This is a genomic window from uncultured Sphingomonas sp. (genome assembly GCF_913777625.1).
Lineage (GTDB): Bacteria > Pseudomonadota > Alphaproteobacteria > Sphingomonadales > Sphingomonadaceae > Sphingomonas.
The window spans coordinates 1-17,008 of the sequence record NZ_CAJYTI010000024.1; the positions used below are offsets into that span (position 1 = coordinate 1).

17 protein-coding genes are annotated in these 17,008 nt (G+C 68.8%); 8 read left to right on the forward strand and 9 right to left on the reverse strand.

Annotated elements, in window-relative coordinates; genetic code table 11:
- Positions 1-2,572 (reverse strand): ATP-dependent DNA helicase (locus tag QZ814_RS13145; RefSeq protein ID WP_294332895.1); only part of this gene is annotated, 2,572 nt, incomplete at its 3' end.
- Between the two features lie 256 nt (positions 2,573-2,828).
- Positions 2,829-3,014 carry a DUF4169 family protein gene (locus QZ814_RS13150; protein ID WP_294332897.1) on the reverse strand — a complete coding sequence of 62 codons (186 nt, stop codon included), beginning with the start codon at positions 3,012-3,014 and terminating at the stop codon, positions 2,829-2,831.
- A gap of 61 nt (positions 3,015-3,075) precedes the next feature.
- On the opposite strand from QZ814_RS13150, the gene ssb reads away from it, so the two are divergent.
- Positions 3,076-3,657 (forward strand): single-stranded DNA-binding protein, encoded by a 582-nt coding sequence (gene ssb / locus QZ814_RS13155; RefSeq protein ID WP_294332899.1) that lies wholly within the window; start codon positions 3,076-3,078, stop codon positions 3,655-3,657.
- Positions 3,658-3,667: 10 nt separating this feature from the next.
- Here the strand turns inward: ssb and QZ814_RS13160 are convergent, their stop codons facing one another.
- Positions 3,668-5,323, reverse strand: coding sequence for a hypothetical protein (locus QZ814_RS13160; RefSeq protein WP_294332901.1), 1,656 nt, complete (start codon positions 5,321-5,323; stop codon positions 3,668-3,670).
- A gap of 140 nt (positions 5,324-5,463) precedes the next feature.
- Here QZ814_RS13160 and QZ814_RS13165 point away from each other — a divergent pair, with 140 nt between their 5' ends.
- Complete coding sequence (locus QZ814_RS13165) at positions 5,464-5,931, forward strand: hypothetical protein (protein ID WP_294332903.1); 468 nt, start codon at positions 5,464-5,466, stop codon at positions 5,929-5,931.
- Between the two features lie 3 nt (positions 5,932-5,934).
- Here QZ814_RS13165 and QZ814_RS13170 read toward each other — a convergent pair whose 3' ends face one another.
- Positions 5,935-6,231, reverse strand: coding sequence for a hypothetical protein (locus QZ814_RS13170; RefSeq protein WP_294332905.1), 297 nt, complete (start codon positions 6,229-6,231; stop codon positions 5,935-5,937).
- 87 nt (positions 6,232-6,318) lie between these two features.
- The gene (gene panC / locus QZ814_RS13175; RefSeq protein WP_294332907.1) at positions 6,319-7,152 is read right to left on the reverse strand and encodes a pantoate--beta-alanine ligase; all 834 of its coding nucleotides are present in this window, start codon (positions 7,150-7,152) and stop codon (positions 6,319-6,321) included.
- An 80-nt stretch (positions 7,153-7,232) separates the two neighbouring features.
- Between panC and QZ814_RS13180 the strand changes: the two genes are divergently transcribed.
- From QZ814_RS13180 to pgmG, 3 genes are all read left to right on the forward strand, one after another.
- Complete coding sequence (locus QZ814_RS13180) at positions 7,233-8,027, forward strand: division plane positioning ATPase MipZ (RefSeq protein ID WP_294332909.1); 795 nt, start codon at positions 7,233-7,235, stop codon at positions 8,025-8,027.
- Positions 8,027-8,284 carry a DnaJ domain-containing protein gene (locus tag QZ814_RS13185; RefSeq protein WP_294332911.1) on the forward strand — a complete coding sequence of 86 codons (258 nt, stop codon included), beginning with the start codon at positions 8,027-8,029 and terminating at the stop codon, positions 8,282-8,284. The genes QZ814_RS13180 and QZ814_RS13185 overlap by 1 nt, the downstream gene beginning before the upstream one ends.
- Positions 8,285-8,420: 136 nt before the next feature.
- Positions 8,421-9,809: a phosphoglucomutase/phosphomannomutase PgmG gene (pgmG, locus tag QZ814_RS13190; RefSeq protein WP_294332914.1), complete on the forward strand. Its 1,389-nt coding sequence runs from the start codon at positions 8,421-8,423 to the stop codon at positions 9,807-9,809.
- 184 nt (positions 9,810-9,993) lie between these two features.
- Here pgmG and QZ814_RS13195 read toward each other — a convergent pair whose 3' ends face one another.
- The 3 genes from QZ814_RS13195 to QZ814_RS13205 are packed head-to-tail and all read right to left on the reverse strand — an operon-like array spanning position 9,994 to position 12,568.
- A complete protein-coding gene (locus tag QZ814_RS13195) occupies positions 9,994-10,857 on the reverse strand; it encodes a pirin family protein (RefSeq protein ID WP_294332916.1) in 864 nt (287 codons plus the stop codon).
- Positions 10,854-11,447 (reverse strand): methionine biosynthesis protein MetW, encoded by a 594-nt coding sequence (metW, locus tag QZ814_RS13200; protein ID WP_294332918.1) that lies wholly within the window; start codon positions 11,445-11,447, stop codon positions 10,854-10,856. Before metW ends, QZ814_RS13195 begins: the two co-directional genes overlap by 4 nt.
- Positions 11,444-12,568: a homoserine O-acetyltransferase gene (locus QZ814_RS13205; RefSeq protein ID WP_294332920.1), complete on the reverse strand. Its 1,125-nt coding sequence runs from the start codon at positions 12,566-12,568 to the stop codon at positions 11,444-11,446. The genes metW and QZ814_RS13205 overlap by 4 nt, the downstream gene beginning before the upstream one ends.
- A 115-nt stretch (positions 12,569-12,683) precedes the next feature.
- Here QZ814_RS13205 and hisC point away from each other — a divergent pair, with 115 nt between their 5' ends.
- On the forward strand, positions 12,684-13,778 hold the full coding sequence (gene hisC, locus QZ814_RS13210) for a histidinol-phosphate transaminase (RefSeq protein ID WP_294332922.1): 1,095 nt from the start codon (positions 12,684-12,686) through the stop codon (positions 13,776-13,778).
- The gene (locus QZ814_RS13215) at positions 13,778-14,686 is read left to right on the forward strand and encodes a prephenate/arogenate dehydrogenase family protein (RefSeq protein ID WP_294332925.1); all 909 of its coding nucleotides are present in this window, start codon (positions 13,778-13,780) and stop codon (positions 14,684-14,686) included. The genes hisC and QZ814_RS13215 overlap by 1 nt, the downstream gene beginning before the upstream one ends.
- A 137-nt stretch (positions 14,687-14,823) precedes the next feature.
- Here the strand turns inward: QZ814_RS13215 and QZ814_RS13220 are convergent, their stop codons facing one another.
- Positions 14,824-15,060, reverse strand: a complete 237-nt coding sequence (locus QZ814_RS13220) for a hypothetical protein (protein ID WP_294332927.1) — start codon at positions 15,058-15,060, stop codon at positions 14,824-14,826.
- A 90-nt stretch (positions 15,061-15,150) separates the two neighbouring features.
- On the opposite strand from QZ814_RS13220, the gene QZ814_RS13225 reads away from it, so the two are divergent.
- Positions 15,151-16,974, forward strand: coding sequence for an ABC transporter ATP-binding protein/permease (locus QZ814_RS13225; protein WP_294332930.1), 1,824 nt, complete (start codon positions 15,151-15,153; stop codon positions 16,972-16,974).
- Positions 16,975-17,008 lie beyond the last annotated feature (34 nt).

The following is a 17,008-nucleotide window of genomic DNA, read 5'->3' on the forward strand; positions in this document are numbered from 1 at the left end:
CGGCCGACAGCATTACGACCGCCCCCGAATCGTCGGCGCGGCGGATGAGACGGCCGAACGCCTGGGCGAGCCGCGCGCGGACGATACGGTCGTCATAGGCCGAACCGCCCCCCGCCAGCCGTCGCGCGGCGTGGAGCACGCTCGGCTTGGGCCAGGGCACGCCCTCCATCACGACGAGGCGCAGCGACGATCCGGGCACGTCGACGCCGTCGCGCAGCGCGTCGGTGCCGAGCAGCGAGGCGGCGGGATCGTCGCGGAAGATGTCGACCAACGTGCCCGTATCGATCGGGTCGACGTGCTGGGCGTGGAGCGGCAGGCCTTCGCGTGCCAGCCGGTCGGCGATACGGCCGTGGACGCCGCGCAGACGGCGGATCGCGGTGAACAGGCCGAGCGTGCCGCCGCCCGCCGCGACGATCAGCCGCGCATAGGCATTGGCGAGCGCGGGCAGGTCGCCGCGCTTGACGTCGGTGACGATCAGCACCTCGGCCTGGTTGGGATAGTCGAACGGGCTTTTCGCTTCGAAGCGGTGGGCCGGGCGGAGCAGATGTGTGCTGCCCGAGCGCGCCTCGGCCACGTCCCAGTCGCCGCCGGCACGCAGCGTGGCCGAGGTGACGAGCACGCCATGCGCCGGCTCGAGCACCGCCTTGGCGAGCGGCTTGGCGGGATCGAGCCAGTGGCGGTGGAGGCCGATATCGAATTCGCGACCCTCGACGCGGTCGACGGCCAGCCAGTCGACGAACTCGGGATCGGCCGGGCCGCCGATCCGGGCGATCAGCGCCAGCCAGGCGCCGACCGTGTCCACCCGCCAGCCGAGCGAGGCGATCGCGCCCTCGATGCGGGCGCGGGCCGGGCCGTCCATCCAGTCGGGCGCCTCGGCGAGCACCGCCTCCAGCCGGCGACCGAGCACCACCATCGGGCGGAGCAGCGCGTCGAGCGCGGCGGTGGCATTGCCCGCGGCTTCGACCAGCGCGGCATCGGGCTCGGTGAGTTCGGTTTCCAGGCCATAGCCCGCGTCCGCAGCGCCATTGGTATCGCGGGCATAGACCAGCCCGCGCACGGCGGCGAGCAGCGCCTCGATCGGACCGAAAGGTTCGCCCTCGTTCAGCCGCTGGAGCCAGCCGTCGCTGGGCAGCGCGCGGGCGGCGTCTACCGCTTCGGCAATCGCGCGGCCACCGGCATCGTCATAGCTGGCGACGTCCGATAGCCGCGCAGCAAGGCCCCGGCGGCGCCCGCGCGATCCCGACTCGGGGCCGGTCAGCCAGCGGCGCAGCTCGATCGATTCCTGCCCCGTCAGCGCGACCGAGAACATCGCGTCGGCGGCATCGAACAGGTGGTGGCCCTCGTCGAACACATAGCGGGTGGGGCGGGTCTGGTTCTCGCGGCCTCGGGCTGCGTTGACCATCACCAGCGCATGGTTGGCGATGACGATATCGGCATCGGCGCTGGCCCGGGCGGCGCGCTCGATGAAGCATTTCCGATAATGCGGGCAGCCGGCATAGATGCACTCGCCGCGGCGATCGGTGAGCGCGGTCGAGCCGTTGCGGCGGAACAGCGTCGGCAGCCAGCCGGGCAGGTCGCCGCCGATCATGTCGCCGTCCGCCGTAAACGCTGCCCAGCGTGCGACCAGCTGGGCGAGGATCGCCGCGCGCCCGGCGAACCCGCCCTGCAGCGCGTCCTCCAGGTTGAGCAGGCAGACATAATTCTCGCGGCCCTTGCGGGTGACGATGCGGGCGCGGCGCTGGACGGGATCGGGGAACAGCCGCTCGCCTTCGTTGCCGAGCTGGCGTTGCAGCGCCTTGGTGAAGGTGGAGACCCAGACCGGCCCGCCCGACTGTTCCGCCCAGAGCGAGGCGGGGGCGAGATAGCCGAGCGTCTTGCCGATGCCGGTGCCCGCCTCGGCCAGCACCATGTTGGGCGTGTCCGGCACGCTGCGCGGGGCGAATGCCTGCGCGGCGGCATCGGCATAGTCGCGCTGGCCCTGGCGACGCTCGGCGGTGGCGCCGGTCAGCCGGGCGAGGCGCTCTGCCACGTCGGCAGCATTCAGCGTGATCGTGCGGGGCGCGGGGCGGGGGGCGCTTTCCTCCCATTCGGGAAGCTTGGAGAACAGCCAGCGTTCGGCCCGCTCGGGCTTGGCGATGCGCTGGCCGAGCACCGCCGACCAGGGCCAGCGCAGGCGCCCCAGCGATTGCAGCCCATGCCAGGCGCCTTCGCGCTCGGGCCAGTTGCCCTCGGGGATGGCGAGCAGCGCCGCCGCGGCATCGCGCAGGAAGGCGGCGACATGCGCGTCGTCCTCGGGCGGCTCCAGCCCGCAGGCGCGCGCGAGGCCCTTGGGGGTCGGCACCATGAAGCGGGCGGGGCGCAGGAAGGCGAACAGCTCGAGCAGGTCGAGCCCGTTCAGCTCGGGATGGCCGAGCCGCTGCCCGACCAGCGGCGCGTTGAGCAGCAGCACCGGCGTGTCGGCGGCAATCCGGATCGCCTCCCCTCGGCTCAGCCCGCGCGTGCCCTCGGCCGTGGCGATCCACACGCCGGAATGGCTGGCGTGCAGGGCGGGGTAGGGGAGCGGCGGCTGCATCGTACAGGGCACGTTGTACACGATGCGTTCCGCTTTGACAGCGGGAATGCGGCCAATCGATCCGTACGCGGTCGCGTCCGTGGGCGGATACGGCCGCCTTGGAAAATCCGTCGTCATTCCCGCGAAGGCGGGGATCCATTTGCCAGGACGCTGGAGGCTGGAACTGCTGCTTCAGCGCCAATGGATCCCCGCTTTCGCGGGGATGACGGACGGGAGGTGGAGGCGTTACGTTCGTCTCCGAAGGGCCGGTCCGGCCTCAGTCCTCCGGGGGCTCGCGCTTCGCCTGATCGAGCGCGCGGACCTTGCGCTCGGCCTCGGCCGCATCGCGCGCCTTTTCCGCCTTGGTGCGGCCGAAGCGGGCGCGATTGGCCTCGGCCTCGGCAGCGGCCGACGCTTTGGCTCTCGCTTTTCGCGCTTTGTTCAGGTTAATGATCTCGCCCATCGGGATTCCATTCGCGCCCCCTGCATGCGGGCGCACCATCGTATATCGGAGTTTTTACAGCATGGCGGGCAGCGTCAACAAGGTGATCCTCGTCGGGAATCTGGGGCGCGACCCCGAATCCCGCGCATTCCAGAACGGCGGCAAGGTGGTCGAACTGCGCATCGCCACCTCGGAGAGCTGGAAGGATCGCAACAGCGGCGAGCGCAAGGAAAAGACCGAGTGGCACACGGTGAAGATCTTCTCCGAAGGTCTCGCCAATGTCGCCGAGCGCTATCTGCGCAAGGGCAGCAAGGTCTATCTCGAGGGCCAGCTGCAGACCCGCAAGTGGCAGGACCAGAGCGGCGCCGACCGCTATTCGACCGAGATCGTGCTCCAGGGCTTCAACGCGCAGATGGTGCTGATCGATGGTCCCGGCGGCGGCCAGGGCGGCGGCATGGGCGGCGGCCGGAGCAGCGGCGGTGACGATTGGGGCGCGGACGAGTCGTTCGGCGGCGGTGGCGGCGGCTTCGGCGGCGGTGCGCCGGCGGCACGTGGCGGCGGCAACAATTTCAACAGCGGCGGCCAGCGCAGCGGCGGTGCGGCGAGCGGCGGCGGCTTCGGCGGCGGCTTCCCGGACGATCTGGACGACGACGTGCCGTTCTGATCGGCCGATCTCAGCGGCCTGCGCCTGCGGGCGCGGCGCAAGGCCGCAAGACTTCGAGCGCCCGCTCCTCCCACCAGAACATCATCTGCGGCAATTTGGTCGCGCAATAGGCGCCGCGATGCGCGGCCAGCCAGCGTGCCGGGCCCGACGGCGCGAACAGCGGCAGCACCGGCACCACGAACCAGGCCCGCGCCCGTTCCGCCGCGCTCAGGCGATCCCACACGACATCGGGCCAGGTCGCGGTTGCCGGATTGAGCCAGAGCAGCACCGGTGCCTTCGCCCCCAATGCGGCGGCGACGCCCGGCCCGGTTCCCGACAGATCGACCAGCAGCGCGCCCTGCGCCTGGCCGTGCGCGCCGTTGAGGAAGTCGGCGGTCTCGGCATCGACCAGCAGCCGACTGCCGGTGATCGGATGCGTCACCGGGATCTGCTGCGCGAACAGCGTATCGGGCAGGCTGTAGGGCGACTGTGCCGCGGCGAGCAGCAGCAGCGGCGCGGCGACGATGCTGAGCGCATAAGCGACGCCCGACCGCCAGCGAACCGGGTCCTCGCTCGCCAGCCGGAACAGCGCGAGCAGCGGGAACACCATGCTGAAATCGAGCTGCGCCCATTGGTTGTTGAACGTGCCCAGCGCCACCGCGAAGGGGGCGAAGAGCAGCAGCGCGATCGGCAGCAGGCCCCGCCGCGCCACCAGCACCGCATAGCCGGCGGCTATCAGCACCAGCGCGAGGCCGGGAAATTCGGGAATGCTGCCGTCCAGCGCGTCGGGTATGGTCAGGGCCAGGTAGAGCAGCGCCAGCGCGATGCCCGCTTGGCCCGCCCAGGCCGACCAGCGCGTCCGCGACAGCGCCAGCGCGGCCAGCAGCGCCAGCGCCGCGCCGCTGAGCAGCGGCGGCACCGCTGCCCAGTCGCCCAGCACCTTGATCGGCAGGTGGGTCGGCGTGTTGGGCAGCGCGAGGATGTGCTGGCTGGCCGAAATCCGTGCGAGCAGGGCGGGGATCTGCCGAAGGGGCAGGAAGCCGTTGATCAGCAGCGGGGCCAGGATCAGCGCGACGAGCAGGTCGCCGCTCCGCTTTCGATGCTGTCGGAGTGAGACTCCGGCTAGGACGATCAGCAGCACACAGGCCAGCGCGAACAGCGGCGGCTTTGCGAAGGCGGCAGCGCAGAGCCCGACCGTGAGCATGCCGAGCGCTGCGCCCACCGCTGCCGGCCGGTCCGTTCGCCACCGTGTTGCAACTCCGCCCAGCACCAGCATCGCGCCGATATTGGCGGTGGAGTTGTAGCTGGGCGTGACGATCCAGGGGAAATAGATGACGAGTGCGGCGGCCGCCCCGAAAATCGCCGTAAGCAGACGCTCCCGCGGTGTCGCCGCTATCGAAGCGCCGAGCAGCGCCCCGGCGACAGCGGTGACCGCGAAGCCGACCAGCCGGTAGCGCTGCACGTCGCCGCCGAGCAGCGCGTAGAGCGGATGGAGCAGATAGCCGAAGGGCTGGTAGAGCAGCGCATAGGCCTCGGGATCACGCGCCCAGACCAGGTAGAAGATCTCGTCGGTCAGATCGATGCCGCGTCCCGACCCGTACACCAGCAAGCCGCCGCAGAAGAGCAACGCGAACAGCGCACCGAGGAGCGGCAGCGGCGTTGCTCGGTTCCCGGTCCGTTCGATCATAGCCCCCATGCGCCGTTTTGTTTTGTGGCAACCTGCGAGCGCTAGACCAATGCCGGGCGTGCGTCAGCCGCTTTCGTGGTTCGGGAGCAAAGTCGACGGCCCGCCGTTGCTGTTCCTGGACGAACGGTGTGGAGGGCAGGATGCGGAACAGGGGTGCAGGGCGTTGGTCGGCGGGAGCCGCGCTGTTCGCGCTCGCGGCGTGTGGCGGGCATGGGGAAAAGACCACCGACGATCCGGTCGGCCAGAACGTCGCCTCGGCAGCGGCGGCGGGGGTGCCGGCGAATGTCGCCGCAGCGATGGATTGCAGCAACAAGCCCGATTTCGTGCCGGTCTATGCCGGGGGTACGGTCCTCAGCTGCACCGCCGCGCCGGACGGGCTGCCGGGGCGCCACGTCAGCGGCAACCTGGTCTATGAAGTCGATGCACCGGAAAAGACGGTGCTCGGCTGGTCGCGCGCCCAGGCCAATGCCGCGGGCCTCAAATATCGCCGCGACACGCCGTACAGCTACGAGGCCGGCGAGGAGGCCGAGCGCAGCCTGCGCGTGGTGGTCGACAGCCACCGCGGCCACACCCGCGTCTCGATCAGTTGGGGCCAGAAGGCCGAATGAGCCTCAGGCGGCGCGGCTGTCCATCCCGCGCAGCCAGGCGCGCGCGGCCTTCTGCGCCGCGATGATCTCGCGCGCGGTCATGTCCTCGGCGATCTCGGCGCGGCAGGCCTGGGCCTCGCTGCTGCCGGTCATCGCCGCGATGTTGAACCACTTGTGCGCCTCGACCAGATCGATCGACACGCCCTCGGCGCCGCTCGAATAGACGACGCCGAGATCGAAACAGGCATCGGCACTGCCGCGGGCGGCATCCCGCAGGCGGCTTTCGATCAGAAATCGGGCACTTCTCTCACTATTCGCCATGGTGGCATTCCCCGTTCGACTCCTTTGTCGGATCCGAATTTGGGGAGGAACGGAGAATAAAAGGTTAAGCGCCTTAACTGTAGTTGTTCAGAGGACCGGAATATTGTCGATCAGCCGGGTGCCACCGATCCGCGCGGCGGCGAGCAGCCGCATCGACTTGCCCTCGATCGGATCGCCGAGCGATTCGCCATCGACCAGCGCGACATAATCGACCTCGAACCCGGCGGCGGCGAGCGTGTCGCGGGCCTGGGCCAGTGCCGCCTCGCGGTCCCCGCCCTCGCCGATCGTCTTGGCGGCAGCGCCGAGCGCGCGCGGCAGTGCCACGGCACGGGCACGGTCCTCGGGCATCAGATAGGCGTTGCGGGAGGAAAGGGCGAGGCCGTCATCCTCGCGCTGGGTGGGCACGCCTTGGATCTCGATCCCCATGTCGAGGTCCGCCACCATGCGGCGAATCACCTGGAGCTGCTGCCAGTCCTTCTCGCCGAACAGCGCGACATGCGGTTGCACTTGGTGGAACAGCTTCGACACGACGGTGGCGACGCCGTCGAAATGGCCGGGGCGATGCGCACCGTCGAGCGGCTCGCTCACGCCCGAGACGCGCACGCTGGTGGCGAAGCCGGCCGGGTACATCACCTCGGGCGTCGGCATCCACAGCAGGTCGACGCCGGCGTTGCTCAGCAGCCGCGAATCGGCCTGTTCGCGGCGCGGATATTTCGCCAAGTCCTCATTTGGTCCGAACTGGATCGGATTCACGAAGATCGAGACGATCACGCGGGTGCCGGCGCGCTTGGCGGCCTCGACCAGCGCCATATGCCCGTCATGCAGCGCGCCCATGGTGGGGACGAAGGCCAGCCGGGCGCCTTCGCTGCGGAAGGCGTCCAGCGCCTGGCGAAGATCGTCGATCTGGCGAACGGTTTGCACGCTTGGGCACTTTCGATATGAACGGAAGCGGGGCCTTCTATGGGGGGGAGGCCGCCCGATCAAGTGAAGGAATAGCTGCGTTGAATCAGCCCGCTAAACGACTGCATGTGCTGGTTTTTGCCAATGAAAAGGGCGGCACGGGCAAGTCGACCACCGCGGTGCACGCGGCGATCGCGCTGGCGTTCAAGGGCGCGCGCGTCGCCTGTTTCGACCTCGATCACCGCCAGCGGACGATGGGCCGCTACCTGGACAATCGCCGCGCGACGATGCGCCGCACCGGCCGCGAGCTGCCGATGCCGGTCTACGAGACGCATGACGGCGAGAGCATGGACTTCTTCACCGAAACGCTCGACCGGCTGGGCGAGCATGCCGACTTCCTGGTGATCGACACGCCGGGCCGCGACGACAAGTTCGCCCGAATCTCGGTGACCAACGCCGACACGTTGGTCACCCCGATGAACGACAGCTTCGTCGATTTCGACCTGATCGGCCAGGTCGATCCGGACACGTTCCGGGTGACCAGCCCCAGCTTCTATTCCGAGATGATCTGGGAATCGCGCAAGCGCCGCGCCAAGGCGGATGGCGAGACGATCGACTGGGTGGTGCTGCGCAACCGCATGCAGCATATCGAGGCGCGCAACATGAAGCGCGTGTCCGAGGCGATCGACCAGCTGTCCAAGCGCGTCGGCTTCCGGGTGATCTCGGGCCTTTCGGAGCGCGTGATCTATCGCGAGCTGTTCCCGCAGGGGCTGACCATGCTCGATTCGCGCGAGTTCGGCGAAATGGGCCTCAGCCATGTCGCCGCGCGCCAGGAACTGCGCGAGATGATGGCCGGCCTTGCCCTGCCGGACGTTTCCGCGCCGCTGTTCGCCTGATGGCGAAGGTCCTGATCGCCGCGGCGCTGCTCTATATCCTGTGGCGCTGGCTGCAGCCCAAGGCAAAGCCTTCCGCCGCCCCGCGCCTGGGCGAGAGCGAGGCGCGGGCGATCCTGGGCGTCGACGCGGCGGCGGGGCCGGAGGAGATCCGTGCGGCGCACCGGCGGCTCGTTTCGGCGCTGCATCCCGATCGGGGCGGCTCGGCCGAGCTCACTCGGCGGATCAATATGGCGCGTGATACGTTGCTGCGCGGCTGAGGTCGTCCTCTACACGTAACATTTTGCTTGCAACCGGTTGCATCTCAAAACCAACCAATCTCCGCGCCTCGTCCGGCTTGAAACTTCCTGTCCAGTCGCAGATGAGGCCCGCATCTTTACCTTCGGGAGGGCATGAATGACGCACCGTTTTGATCCGACGTCGCTGCGCGAGTACGACATCCGCGGGATCGTGGGAAAGACGCTGGGTCCGGACGACGCCCGCGCGATCGGCCGCGGCTTCGCGACGCTGCTGCGCCGCGCCGGCGGGCGCCGGGTGGCGGTGGGCCGCGACGGCCGCATCTCCTCGCCGATGCTGGAAGCCGCGCTGATCGAGGGCCTGACCGCTTCGGGCTGCGACGTGGTGCGCACCGGCATGGGCCCGACGCCGATGCTATATTATGCCGAGGCAACGCTGGAGGTGGATGGCGGCATCCAGATTACCGGCAGCCATAATCCCGGCAACTACAATGGCTTCAAGATGGTGTTCCAGCACCGCTCGTTCTTCGGCCAGGACATCCAGACGCTGGGCAAGATGGCGGCGGAAGGCGACTGGGAGGAAGGCGACGGCACCGAGACGGTGACCGATGCCGACATCGAGGACCTGTATGTCAGCCGCCTGATCGCGGGCTATGCGGGTGGCGCGTACAAGATCGGCTGGGACGCCGGCAACGGCGCCGCCGGCCCGGTGATCGAGAAGCTCGTCAAGCTGCTGCCGGGTGAGCACCATACGCTGTTCACCGATGTGGACGGTAATTTCCCCAATCATCACCCTGATCCTACCGAGGAGAAGAACCTCGTCGATCTGAAGAAGCTGGTCGCGGAAAAGAACCTCGATTTCGGTCTCGCTTTCGACGGTGACGGCGATCGGCTGGGCGCGATCGACGGCCAGGGCCGGGTGGTGTGGGGCGACCAGCTCCTCTCGATCCTCGCCGAGCCGGTGCTGCGCATCGATCCGGGTGCGACGATCATCGCCGATGTGAAGGCCAGCCAGGCGCTCTACGACCGGATCGCCGAGCTTGGCGGCAAGCCGGTGATGTGGAAGACCGGCCACAGCCTGATCAAGACCAAGATGAAGGAAACCGGCGCCCCGCTCGCGGGCGAGATGAGCGGCCACATCTTCTTCGCGCAGGACTATTACGGCTTCGACGACGCCCAATACGCCGCCATTCGCCTGATCCAGGCGGTGCACGTGATCGGCAAGTCGCTCACCCAGCTCAAGGACGAGATGCCGGCGATGGTCAACACGCCGGAGATGCGCTTCCAGGTCGACGAAAGCCGCAAGTTCCCGGTGATCGAGGAAGTGCTGGATCGGCTGGAAGCCGATGGCGCCCAGGTCGATCGCACCGACGGCGCCCGCGTCAACACGCCCGACGGCTGGTGGCTGCTGCGCGCGTCGAACACCCAGGACGTGCTCGTCGCCCGTGCCGAGGCGAAGGACCAGGCGGGTCTCGATCGCCTGATGGCGCAGATCGACGACCAGCTCGGCAAGAGCGGCATCGTCCGCGGCGAGCAGGCGGCTCATTGAGGTGGCTTCCCTCTCCCCACGGGGAGAGGGAGGACTGAGTTGGAAGTTGGGGGAGGCTTTCGCGGCCTTCCCCCGTCATCCCCGCGAAGGCGGGGATCCGTTGGCGCTGAAGGTGCGGTTCTTTCCCCCAGCGCCGAGGGCAATGGATTCCCGCCTTCGCGGGAATGCCAGGAGCCTGGGCTGGTTAGCCCGCCACGATCTCCGCCACGCCGAACTTGCCCATCTGGTAGTCGGCATAGGCCTGGCGGATTTCCTCCACCGTGTTCATCACGAACGGGCCGTGCGCCACCACCGGCTCGGGGATCGGCGCGGCGTGGCCGAACAGGACCAGCGCGGGCTCGTCGGCAGTGAGCGTCAGCGTGTCGCCAGCCGAGAGGTTGGCGAGGTGCCAGTTCGGCAGCGCGCGGTCGCCGACCTTCACGCTCCCGCGCACGGCGTAGAGGAACAGGTCGCGGCCTGCGAGCCCGTCGAAGCGCAGCGTCGCGCCCGCCGCCAGCTCTGCCCAGCACAGGAACACGCCGGTCAGCGACTCGATCGGTCCCGTCCGGCCGTCGAACGCGCCCGAGACGAGATGCACCGTTGCGCCGTCGCCTGCCGCCAGACTCGGAAACGCCTCCGCCTGCAACCCGACATAGCGCGGCGCGGTCATCTTGAGCCGGCTCGGCAGGTTCACCCAGAGCTGGAGGATCTCCATCGGCCCGCCATCGCGCTTGAACGCGGCCGGCGAAACCTCGGCATGGACGATGCCGCGCCCGGCGGTCATCCACTGCACGCCGCCGGCGCGGATGATGCTTTCGTGCCCCGCCGAATCGGTGTGGGCGAGCGAACCCTCCAGGATGAAGGTCACCGTCTCGAAGCCGCGATGGGGGTGCGGGCCGAAGGGCAGGCCGCGATTGTTTTGCGGGTAGGTCTGCGGGCCGTGATGGTTGAGGAACAGGAAGGCGCCGATCTGCTCCAGCCCCGGGCCCGGCACCGGGCGGCGGGTGACGAGGTCGCCGATATCGTCGCGATACGCGGCGTGGGTGGCGCGCAGGGTAACGGCGGTCATCGGTCGTGCCGCAACAGGAAGACGGCGTGTTCCGCCAGGAGATTGGCCATGCCGGAGCCCGTCTGCTGGTCGCCCGAGAGGAACCAGGCGCCCTCGATCGCGATGTCGCGCTCCTTCACCAGCGCGCGGAAATCGTCGACGGTGACATGGTGGATGTTGGGCGTCGCATACCAGGCGATCGGCAGCAGCCTTGTGACCGGCATGCGCCCGCCGAACAGCAGCGAGGCGCGCACCCGCCAATGCGCGAAATTGGGGAAGGAGACGAAGGCGTGGCGGCCGATCCGCAGCAGCTGCTCGAGCACCCAGTCCGGCCGCCGCGTGGTCTGCAGCGTCTGGCTGAGGATCGCATAGTCGAAGCTGTCATCGGGATAGTCGGCAAGGTCGGTATCGGCATCGCCCTGGATCACCGAGAGACCCTGGCCCACGGCCGCCGCGACATTGACCGGGTCGAGCTCCAGCCCACGCGCATCGCAGCCCTGCTGATCGCGCAACGCCGCCATCAGCGATCCATCGCCGCAGCCGACGTCGAGGATGCGTGCGCCACGGTTTACATGGGCGGCGATGATCGAGAGGTCGGGACGGAGCGTCATGCACGGTCTCCCGCAGCTAGGAAGCCGCCGATCACGCGGTCCAGCTCCGGGCTCTCGAGCAGGAACGCGTCGTGGCCGAAGGGCGAGCTCAGCTCGACGAAGCTGGCCGGCGCGCCCGCGGCATTGAGGGCATGGGCGATGCTGCGCGATTCCGCGGTCGGATAGAGCCAGTCGGTATCGAAGCTCACCACGCAGAAGCGCGCCTTGGACGCCCGGAAGGCGTTGGCGAGCAATCCGCCATGTTCCTCGGCCAGATCGAAATAATCGAGCGCGCGCGTGATGTAGAGGTAGGAATTGGCGTCGAACCGGTCGACGAACGCCAGCCCCTGATGGCGCAGATAGCTCTCGACCTGGAAGTCGGCGTCGAATCCGAAGGTCTTGGTCTCGCGGCCCTGGAGCTTGCGGCCGAACTTGGCGGTGAGCCCCGCCTCGGACAGATAGGTGATGTGCGCCGCCATCCGCGCCACCGCCAGCCCCGCCGCAGGGGGATCCTGCGCCTCGTAATAGGCGCCGCCGCGCCACTTCGGGTCGGCCATGATCGCCTGGCGGCCGACTTCGTGGAAGGCGATGTTCTGCGCCGAGTGCCGCGCGGCCGAGGCGATGACGACCGCGGCGCGCACCCGCTCGGGGAAGGTCGCCGCCCAGCTCAGCGCCTGCATGCCGCCCATCGACCCGCCGACCACCGCGAAGAGGCGGTCGATGCCGAGATGGTCGAGGAGCATGGCTTGCGCGCGCACCATGTCGCGGATCGTGATGACGGGGAACTGCATGCCCCAGGGCTGGCCGGTCGCCGGATTGATCGTCGCGGGACCCGAAGAGCCGAGGCAGCTGCCGAGCACGTTCGAGCAGATGACGAACCAGCGGTTCGTATCGATCGGCTTGCCCGGGCCGACCATGCGTGCCCACCAGCCGGGCTTGCCGGTGACGGGATGTTCGGAGGCGAGATGCTGGTCGCCGGTCAGCGCGTGGCAGACGAGGATGGCGTTGCTCGCGTCCTCGTTCAGCGTGCCATAGGTCTCGTAGGCGATGTCGACGGGCGAGAACAGCACGCCGCCGTCGAGGCGCAGCGGCCCCGGCAGCGTTACCGAGCGGCGAAGGCCGAAACGCGGATCATCGGACATATCCGGCGGTTAGGCCGGGGAAGGTCCGGGTTCAAGCGTCCCGTTCTTCCCCGGTACGGGGAGGAACGAAGGGGCTGCTTGCCAATCGCCCGCCATTCCGCCAATCCCCGGCGCCATGAACGCACCCGTCCCCAAGCCCTGGGTGATGGCCATCGCCCCCTATGTCCCGGGCCGCGCCACCACCGATTCGGGCAAGCCCGCCGCCAAGCTCTCGTCCAACGAGAATCCCTTCGGCACGCCCCAGGCCGCACGCGACGCCTATGCCGCCGCCGCGACCGAGCTGGAGCGTTACCCGGACGCCGGCGCGGTCGCGCTGCGCGAGGCACTGGGCGCGCATTACGGGGTGGAGCCCGAGCGGATCGTCTACGGCACCGGCTCGGACGAAGTGCTGCACCTCGCCGCCGGCGCTTTCGCCGGCGTGGGCGACGAGATCATCTATGTCCGCTACGGCTTCGCGGTGTACGACATCGCCGCCCGCCGCGTCGGCGCGACCCCGGTGGTGGCGCCGGACCGCGACTATGCGACCGATGTCGACGCGATCCTCGCCTGCGTGACCGACAAGACCAGGATCGTCTTCCTCGCGAACCCCAACAACCCGACCGGCACCTACACGGCGCGCGAAGAGATCGCCCGCCTGCACGCGGCACTCCCGAAGAGCGTCCTGCTGGTGCTCGACCAGGCCTATACCGAGTATCTGGAGCCGGAGGACGATGACGGCGGGCTCGAACTCGCCCGCACCCAGCCCAACGTGCTGGTAACGCGCACCTTCTCCAAGATCTTCGGCCTCGCCTCGGAGCGGGTCGGCTGGGGCTATGCGCATCCGGACATCATCGCGGCGATGCACCGCATCCGCGCGCCGTTCGCGTTCAGCATCGGCGCCGGCCGCGCCGCGATCGCCGCACTGGGCGACAAGGATTTCGTCGCGCACAGCCGCGCGCACAATGCCCAGTGGCGCCAGTGGTTCGCCGACGAGATCGCCAGCATGGGCAACAAGGGCGTCCGCGCGGTGCCGTCCAAGGCGAACTTCCAGCTCGTCCTGTTCGAGGGCGAGGTGACCGGCGAGCAGGCCTACAAGCAGCTGATGGAGGACGGCTATATCGTCCGCTGGCTGCCGGGCCAGGGCCTGCCCCATGGCTTGCGCATCACCATCGGCACCGAGGAAGAGATCAAGGGCGTGGCGGCCTCGCTGCGCCGCTTGCTCGGCGCCTGATGCTGCCTTTCGCGCGCGTTACCATCCTCGGCCTCGGGCTGATCGGCTCGTCGATCGCCCGCGGCATCCGCCAGCACATGCCGAGCGTGCGGGTGACCGGCTATGACGCCGATCCGGCCGTGCGCGAGACCGCGGTGGCGATCGAGCTGTGCGACGACGTCGCGGACAGCGCCGGCACCTCGGTGATCGATGCCGACCTGGTGATTCTCTGCGTGCCGGTGGGTGCGATGGGCGCGGTGGCGGCGGAGTTCGCCGCCGACCTGCCCGCCGAGGCGATCGTCAGCGATGTCGGCTCGTCCAAGCTCAGCGTGATCGAGGCGGTGCGCGAAGCCCTGCCGAACGCCACCTTCATTCCCGCCCATCCGGTGGCGGGCACCGAGAATAGCGGCCCCACCGCCGGCTTTGCCTCGCTGTTCCACCATCGCTGGTGCATCGTCACGCCCCCCGAGGGCAGCGACCCGCTGGCGGTGGAGCGGGTGAGCGAGTTCTGGCGGCGGCTTGGCGCGAATGTCGAGCTGATGGAGCCGGGGCACCACGACCGGGTGCTCGCGGTGACCAGCCATCTGCCGCACCTCATTGCCTACACGATCGTCGGCACCGCCTCGGACCTTGAGGAAGTCACCCAGTCCGAGGTGATCAAATATTCGGCCGGCGGTTTCCGCGACTTCACCCGTATCGCCGCGTCCGACCCGACGATGTGGCGCGACGTGTTCCTGAACAACCGCGAGGCGGTGCTCGACATGCTCCAGCGCTTCACCGAGGACCTGACCGCGCTCCAGCGCGCGATCCGCTGGGGCAAGGGCGACGAACTGTTCGAGCTGTTCAGCCGCACCCGCGCGATCCGCCGCTCGATCATCGACCAGGGGCAGGACGATGCGCGGCCGGATTTCGGGCGCTCGCACGAATAGGATTGCTGCCGGCCCTATAGTCGTCATTCCCGCGAAGGCGGGAATCCATTTGCCAGGACGTTTGGGGAAAGAACCTCGGCTTCAGCGACAATAGATTCCCGCCTTCGCGGGAATGACGAAGGGTAGGGAGCAAGGCCTCAGCCGCCCGTCACCGGCCGCTGCGGTTCGCGCGACACCATCTGCGCGCTCTGCCGCTGGCAGGCGGCCTGCACGACGGGATAATCGACATCGGTGGCGCGACGAAGCGCGCCCTCCATGGCTTCCTGGCAGGCGACCTGCGACGTATAGCGGGCGGGTTCCAGTCGAACCTGGCGGCAGGCCTGCGCATCGTCGCTGCAGCCCATGATCGCCAGAACGTAGAGCAGTTGGTCCATGGCACATGACCTCCTGCCGCAATCAACGGACGGACCTCCGGGCTGTTCCCGTGGTTGCGTCGCGTGGCCGCGCGTCCCAGATTAGGGCGGATGCCTCCCGAAACCTCGTCCGCCACGCTCGACCGGCCCATGCTCGGCACGATGAAGCGCTTCCTGCCCTATCTCTGGCCGCGCCATGCGCCGGGGCTGCGGGTGCGGATCGTGCTCGCGCTGCTGCTCGTGCTCTGCTCGAAGCTGGTACAGGTCTATGGCGCGCCGTTCGCGCTCCAGGGCGCGATCGACCGGATGGCCTCGGGACCGCGCGACGCGGTGTGGCTGATCGTGGCGCTCGTTACCGGCTATGCTGCCGCGCGGCTGGGCACGGTGCTGTTCGACAACCTCCGCAACGCGGTGTTCGAGCGGGTGGGGCAGGACGCGACCCGCCGGCTCGCCTCGGACGTGTTCCGGCATCTCCACCAGCTGTCCTTGCGCTTCCACCTCAACCGCCGCACCGGCGCGGTGACCAAGGTGGTCGAGCGCGGCACCAAGAGCATCGACACGATGCTCTATTTCCTGCTGTTCAACATCGCCCCGACCATCCTCGAGCTCGGCATGGTGCTCGGCATCTTCGGCACGCGCTTCGGCTGGTGGCTGGTCGCGGGCACGCTGGCGATGGTGGTGATCTACATCGCCTTCACCCGCTGGGTGACCGACTGGCGTTCCAAGCTGCGCGAGCAGATGAACGACCTCGACACCGGCGCCGTGGCCCACGCCGTCGATTCGCTGCTCAACTTCGAAACGGTGAAGTATTTCAACGCCGAAGCCCGTGAGAGTGCCCGCTACGACAAGGCGATGACGGCGTACATGAACGCCGCCGTGACCAGCGAGAATTCGCTCGCGTGGCTCAATATCGGCCAGGCGGTGATCACCAACCTGATGCTCGCCGCCGGCATGGCGCTGGTGGTGTTCGGCTGGTCGACGGGCCGCTTCACGCCAGGTGACGTAGTGCTGGTGTCGACGCTGCTCAGCCAGCTGTTCCGCCCGCTCGACATGCTCGGCTGGGTCTATCGCACGATCCGCCAGGGCGTGATCGACATGGGCGCGATGTTCGACCTGCTCGATACCGGCGCCGAGGTGAAGGACGCCGCGGACGCGCAGCCGCTCGCGGTGCAGCAGGGGCATGTGCGCTTCGAGGGCGTGCAGTTCGGCTATGATGCCGATCGCCAGATCCTCAAGGGCATCGACCTCGACATTCCGGCGGGCGCCACCGTCGCGGTGGTCGGGCCGTCGGGGGCGGGCAAGTCGACGCTCGCGCGGCTGATGTACCGCTTCTACGACGTCACCGGCGGCCGCATCACCATCGACGGGCAGGACATTCGAGCGGTCACCCAAACCAGCCTGCGCGCCGCGATCGGCATCGTGCCGCAGGACACGGTGCTGTTCAACGAGACGATCGGCTATAACATCGCCTATGGCCGCGAAGGTGCCGACCAGGACGATGTCGAGCGCGCCGCGAAGGGCGCGGCCATTGCCGACTTCATCGAACGCCAGCCCCAGGGCTATGCGACCCGCGTCGGCGAGCGCGGGCTGAAACTGTCGGGCGGCGAAAAGCAGCGCGTGGCGATCGCGCGCACGCTGCTGAAGAACCCGCCGATCCTGATCCTGGACGAAGCGACCAGTGCGCTCGACAGCCGGACCGAGGCGGACATCCTCGCCACGCTCCAGGCGATCGAGCGCGGGCGGACCACCCTGGTCATCGCGCACCGTCTGTCGACCGTCGTCCATGCCGACCAGATCGTCGTCCTCGACGGCGGCCGCGTGGCCGAGCGCGGCACGCACGGCGAATTGCTGGCGAAGGGCGGGCTCTATGCCGAGATGTGGGCGCGCCAGGCCGCCGAGGTGGAAGAGGCCGAGGAAGACGCGATGCTGGCGTGATCCTCCCCGGCACGGGGAGGGGGATCATCCGAAG

Bases quoted from the DNA above. Each gene is read 5' to 3' on its own strand.
- metW (WP_294332918.1), bottom strand. From the start codon at position 11,447: ATGACGCTCCGTCCCGACCTCTCGATCATCGCCGCCCATGTAAACCGT.
- QZ814_RS13150 (WP_294332897.1), bottom strand. From the start codon at position 3,014: ATGGGCGAGATCATTAACCTGAACAAAGCGCGAAAAGCGAGAGCCAAA.
- QZ814_RS13205 (WP_294332920.1), bottom strand. From the start codon at position 12,568: ATGTCCGATGATCCGCGTTTCGGCCTTCGCCGCTCGGTAACGCTGCCG.
- QZ814_RS13165 (WP_294332903.1), top strand. From the start codon at position 5,464: ATGCGGAACAGGGGTGCAGGGCGTTGGTCGGCGGGAGCCGCGCTGTTC.
- QZ814_RS13195 (WP_294332916.1), bottom strand. From the start codon at position 10,857: ATGACCGCCGTTACCCTGCGCGCCACCCACGCCGCGTATCGCGACGAT.
- QZ814_RS13215 (WP_294332925.1), top strand. From the start codon at position 13,778: ATGCTGCCTTTCGCGCGCGTTACCATCCTCGGCCTCGGGCTGATCGGC.
- QZ814_RS13185 (WP_294332911.1), top strand. From the start codon at position 8,027: ATGGCGAAGGTCCTGATCGCCGCGGCGCTGCTCTATATCCTGTGGCGC.
- QZ814_RS13225 (WP_294332930.1), top strand. From the start codon at position 15,151: ATGCCTCCCGAAACCTCGTCCGCCACGCTCGACCGGCCCATGCTCGGC.
- hisC (WP_294332922.1), top strand. From the start codon at position 12,684: ATGAACGCACCCGTCCCCAAGCCCTGGGTGATGGCCATCGCCCCCTAT.
- pgmG (WP_294332914.1), top strand. From the start codon at position 8,421: ATGACGCACCGTTTTGATCCGACGTCGCTGCGCGAGTACGACATCCGC.
- QZ814_RS13170 (WP_294332905.1), bottom strand. From the start codon at position 6,231: ATGGCGAATAGTGAGAGAAGTGCCCGATTTCTGATCGAAAGCCGCCTG.
- QZ814_RS13160 (WP_294332901.1), bottom strand. From the start codon at position 5,323: ATGATCGAACGGACCGGGAACCGAGCAACGCCGCTGCCGCTCCTCGGT.
- QZ814_RS13220 (WP_294332927.1), bottom strand. From the start codon at position 15,060: ATGGACCAACTGCTCTACGTTCTGGCGATCATGGGCTGCAGCGACGAT.
- ssb (WP_294332899.1), top strand. From the start codon at position 3,076: ATGGCGGGCAGCGTCAACAAGGTGATCCTCGTCGGGAATCTGGGGCGC.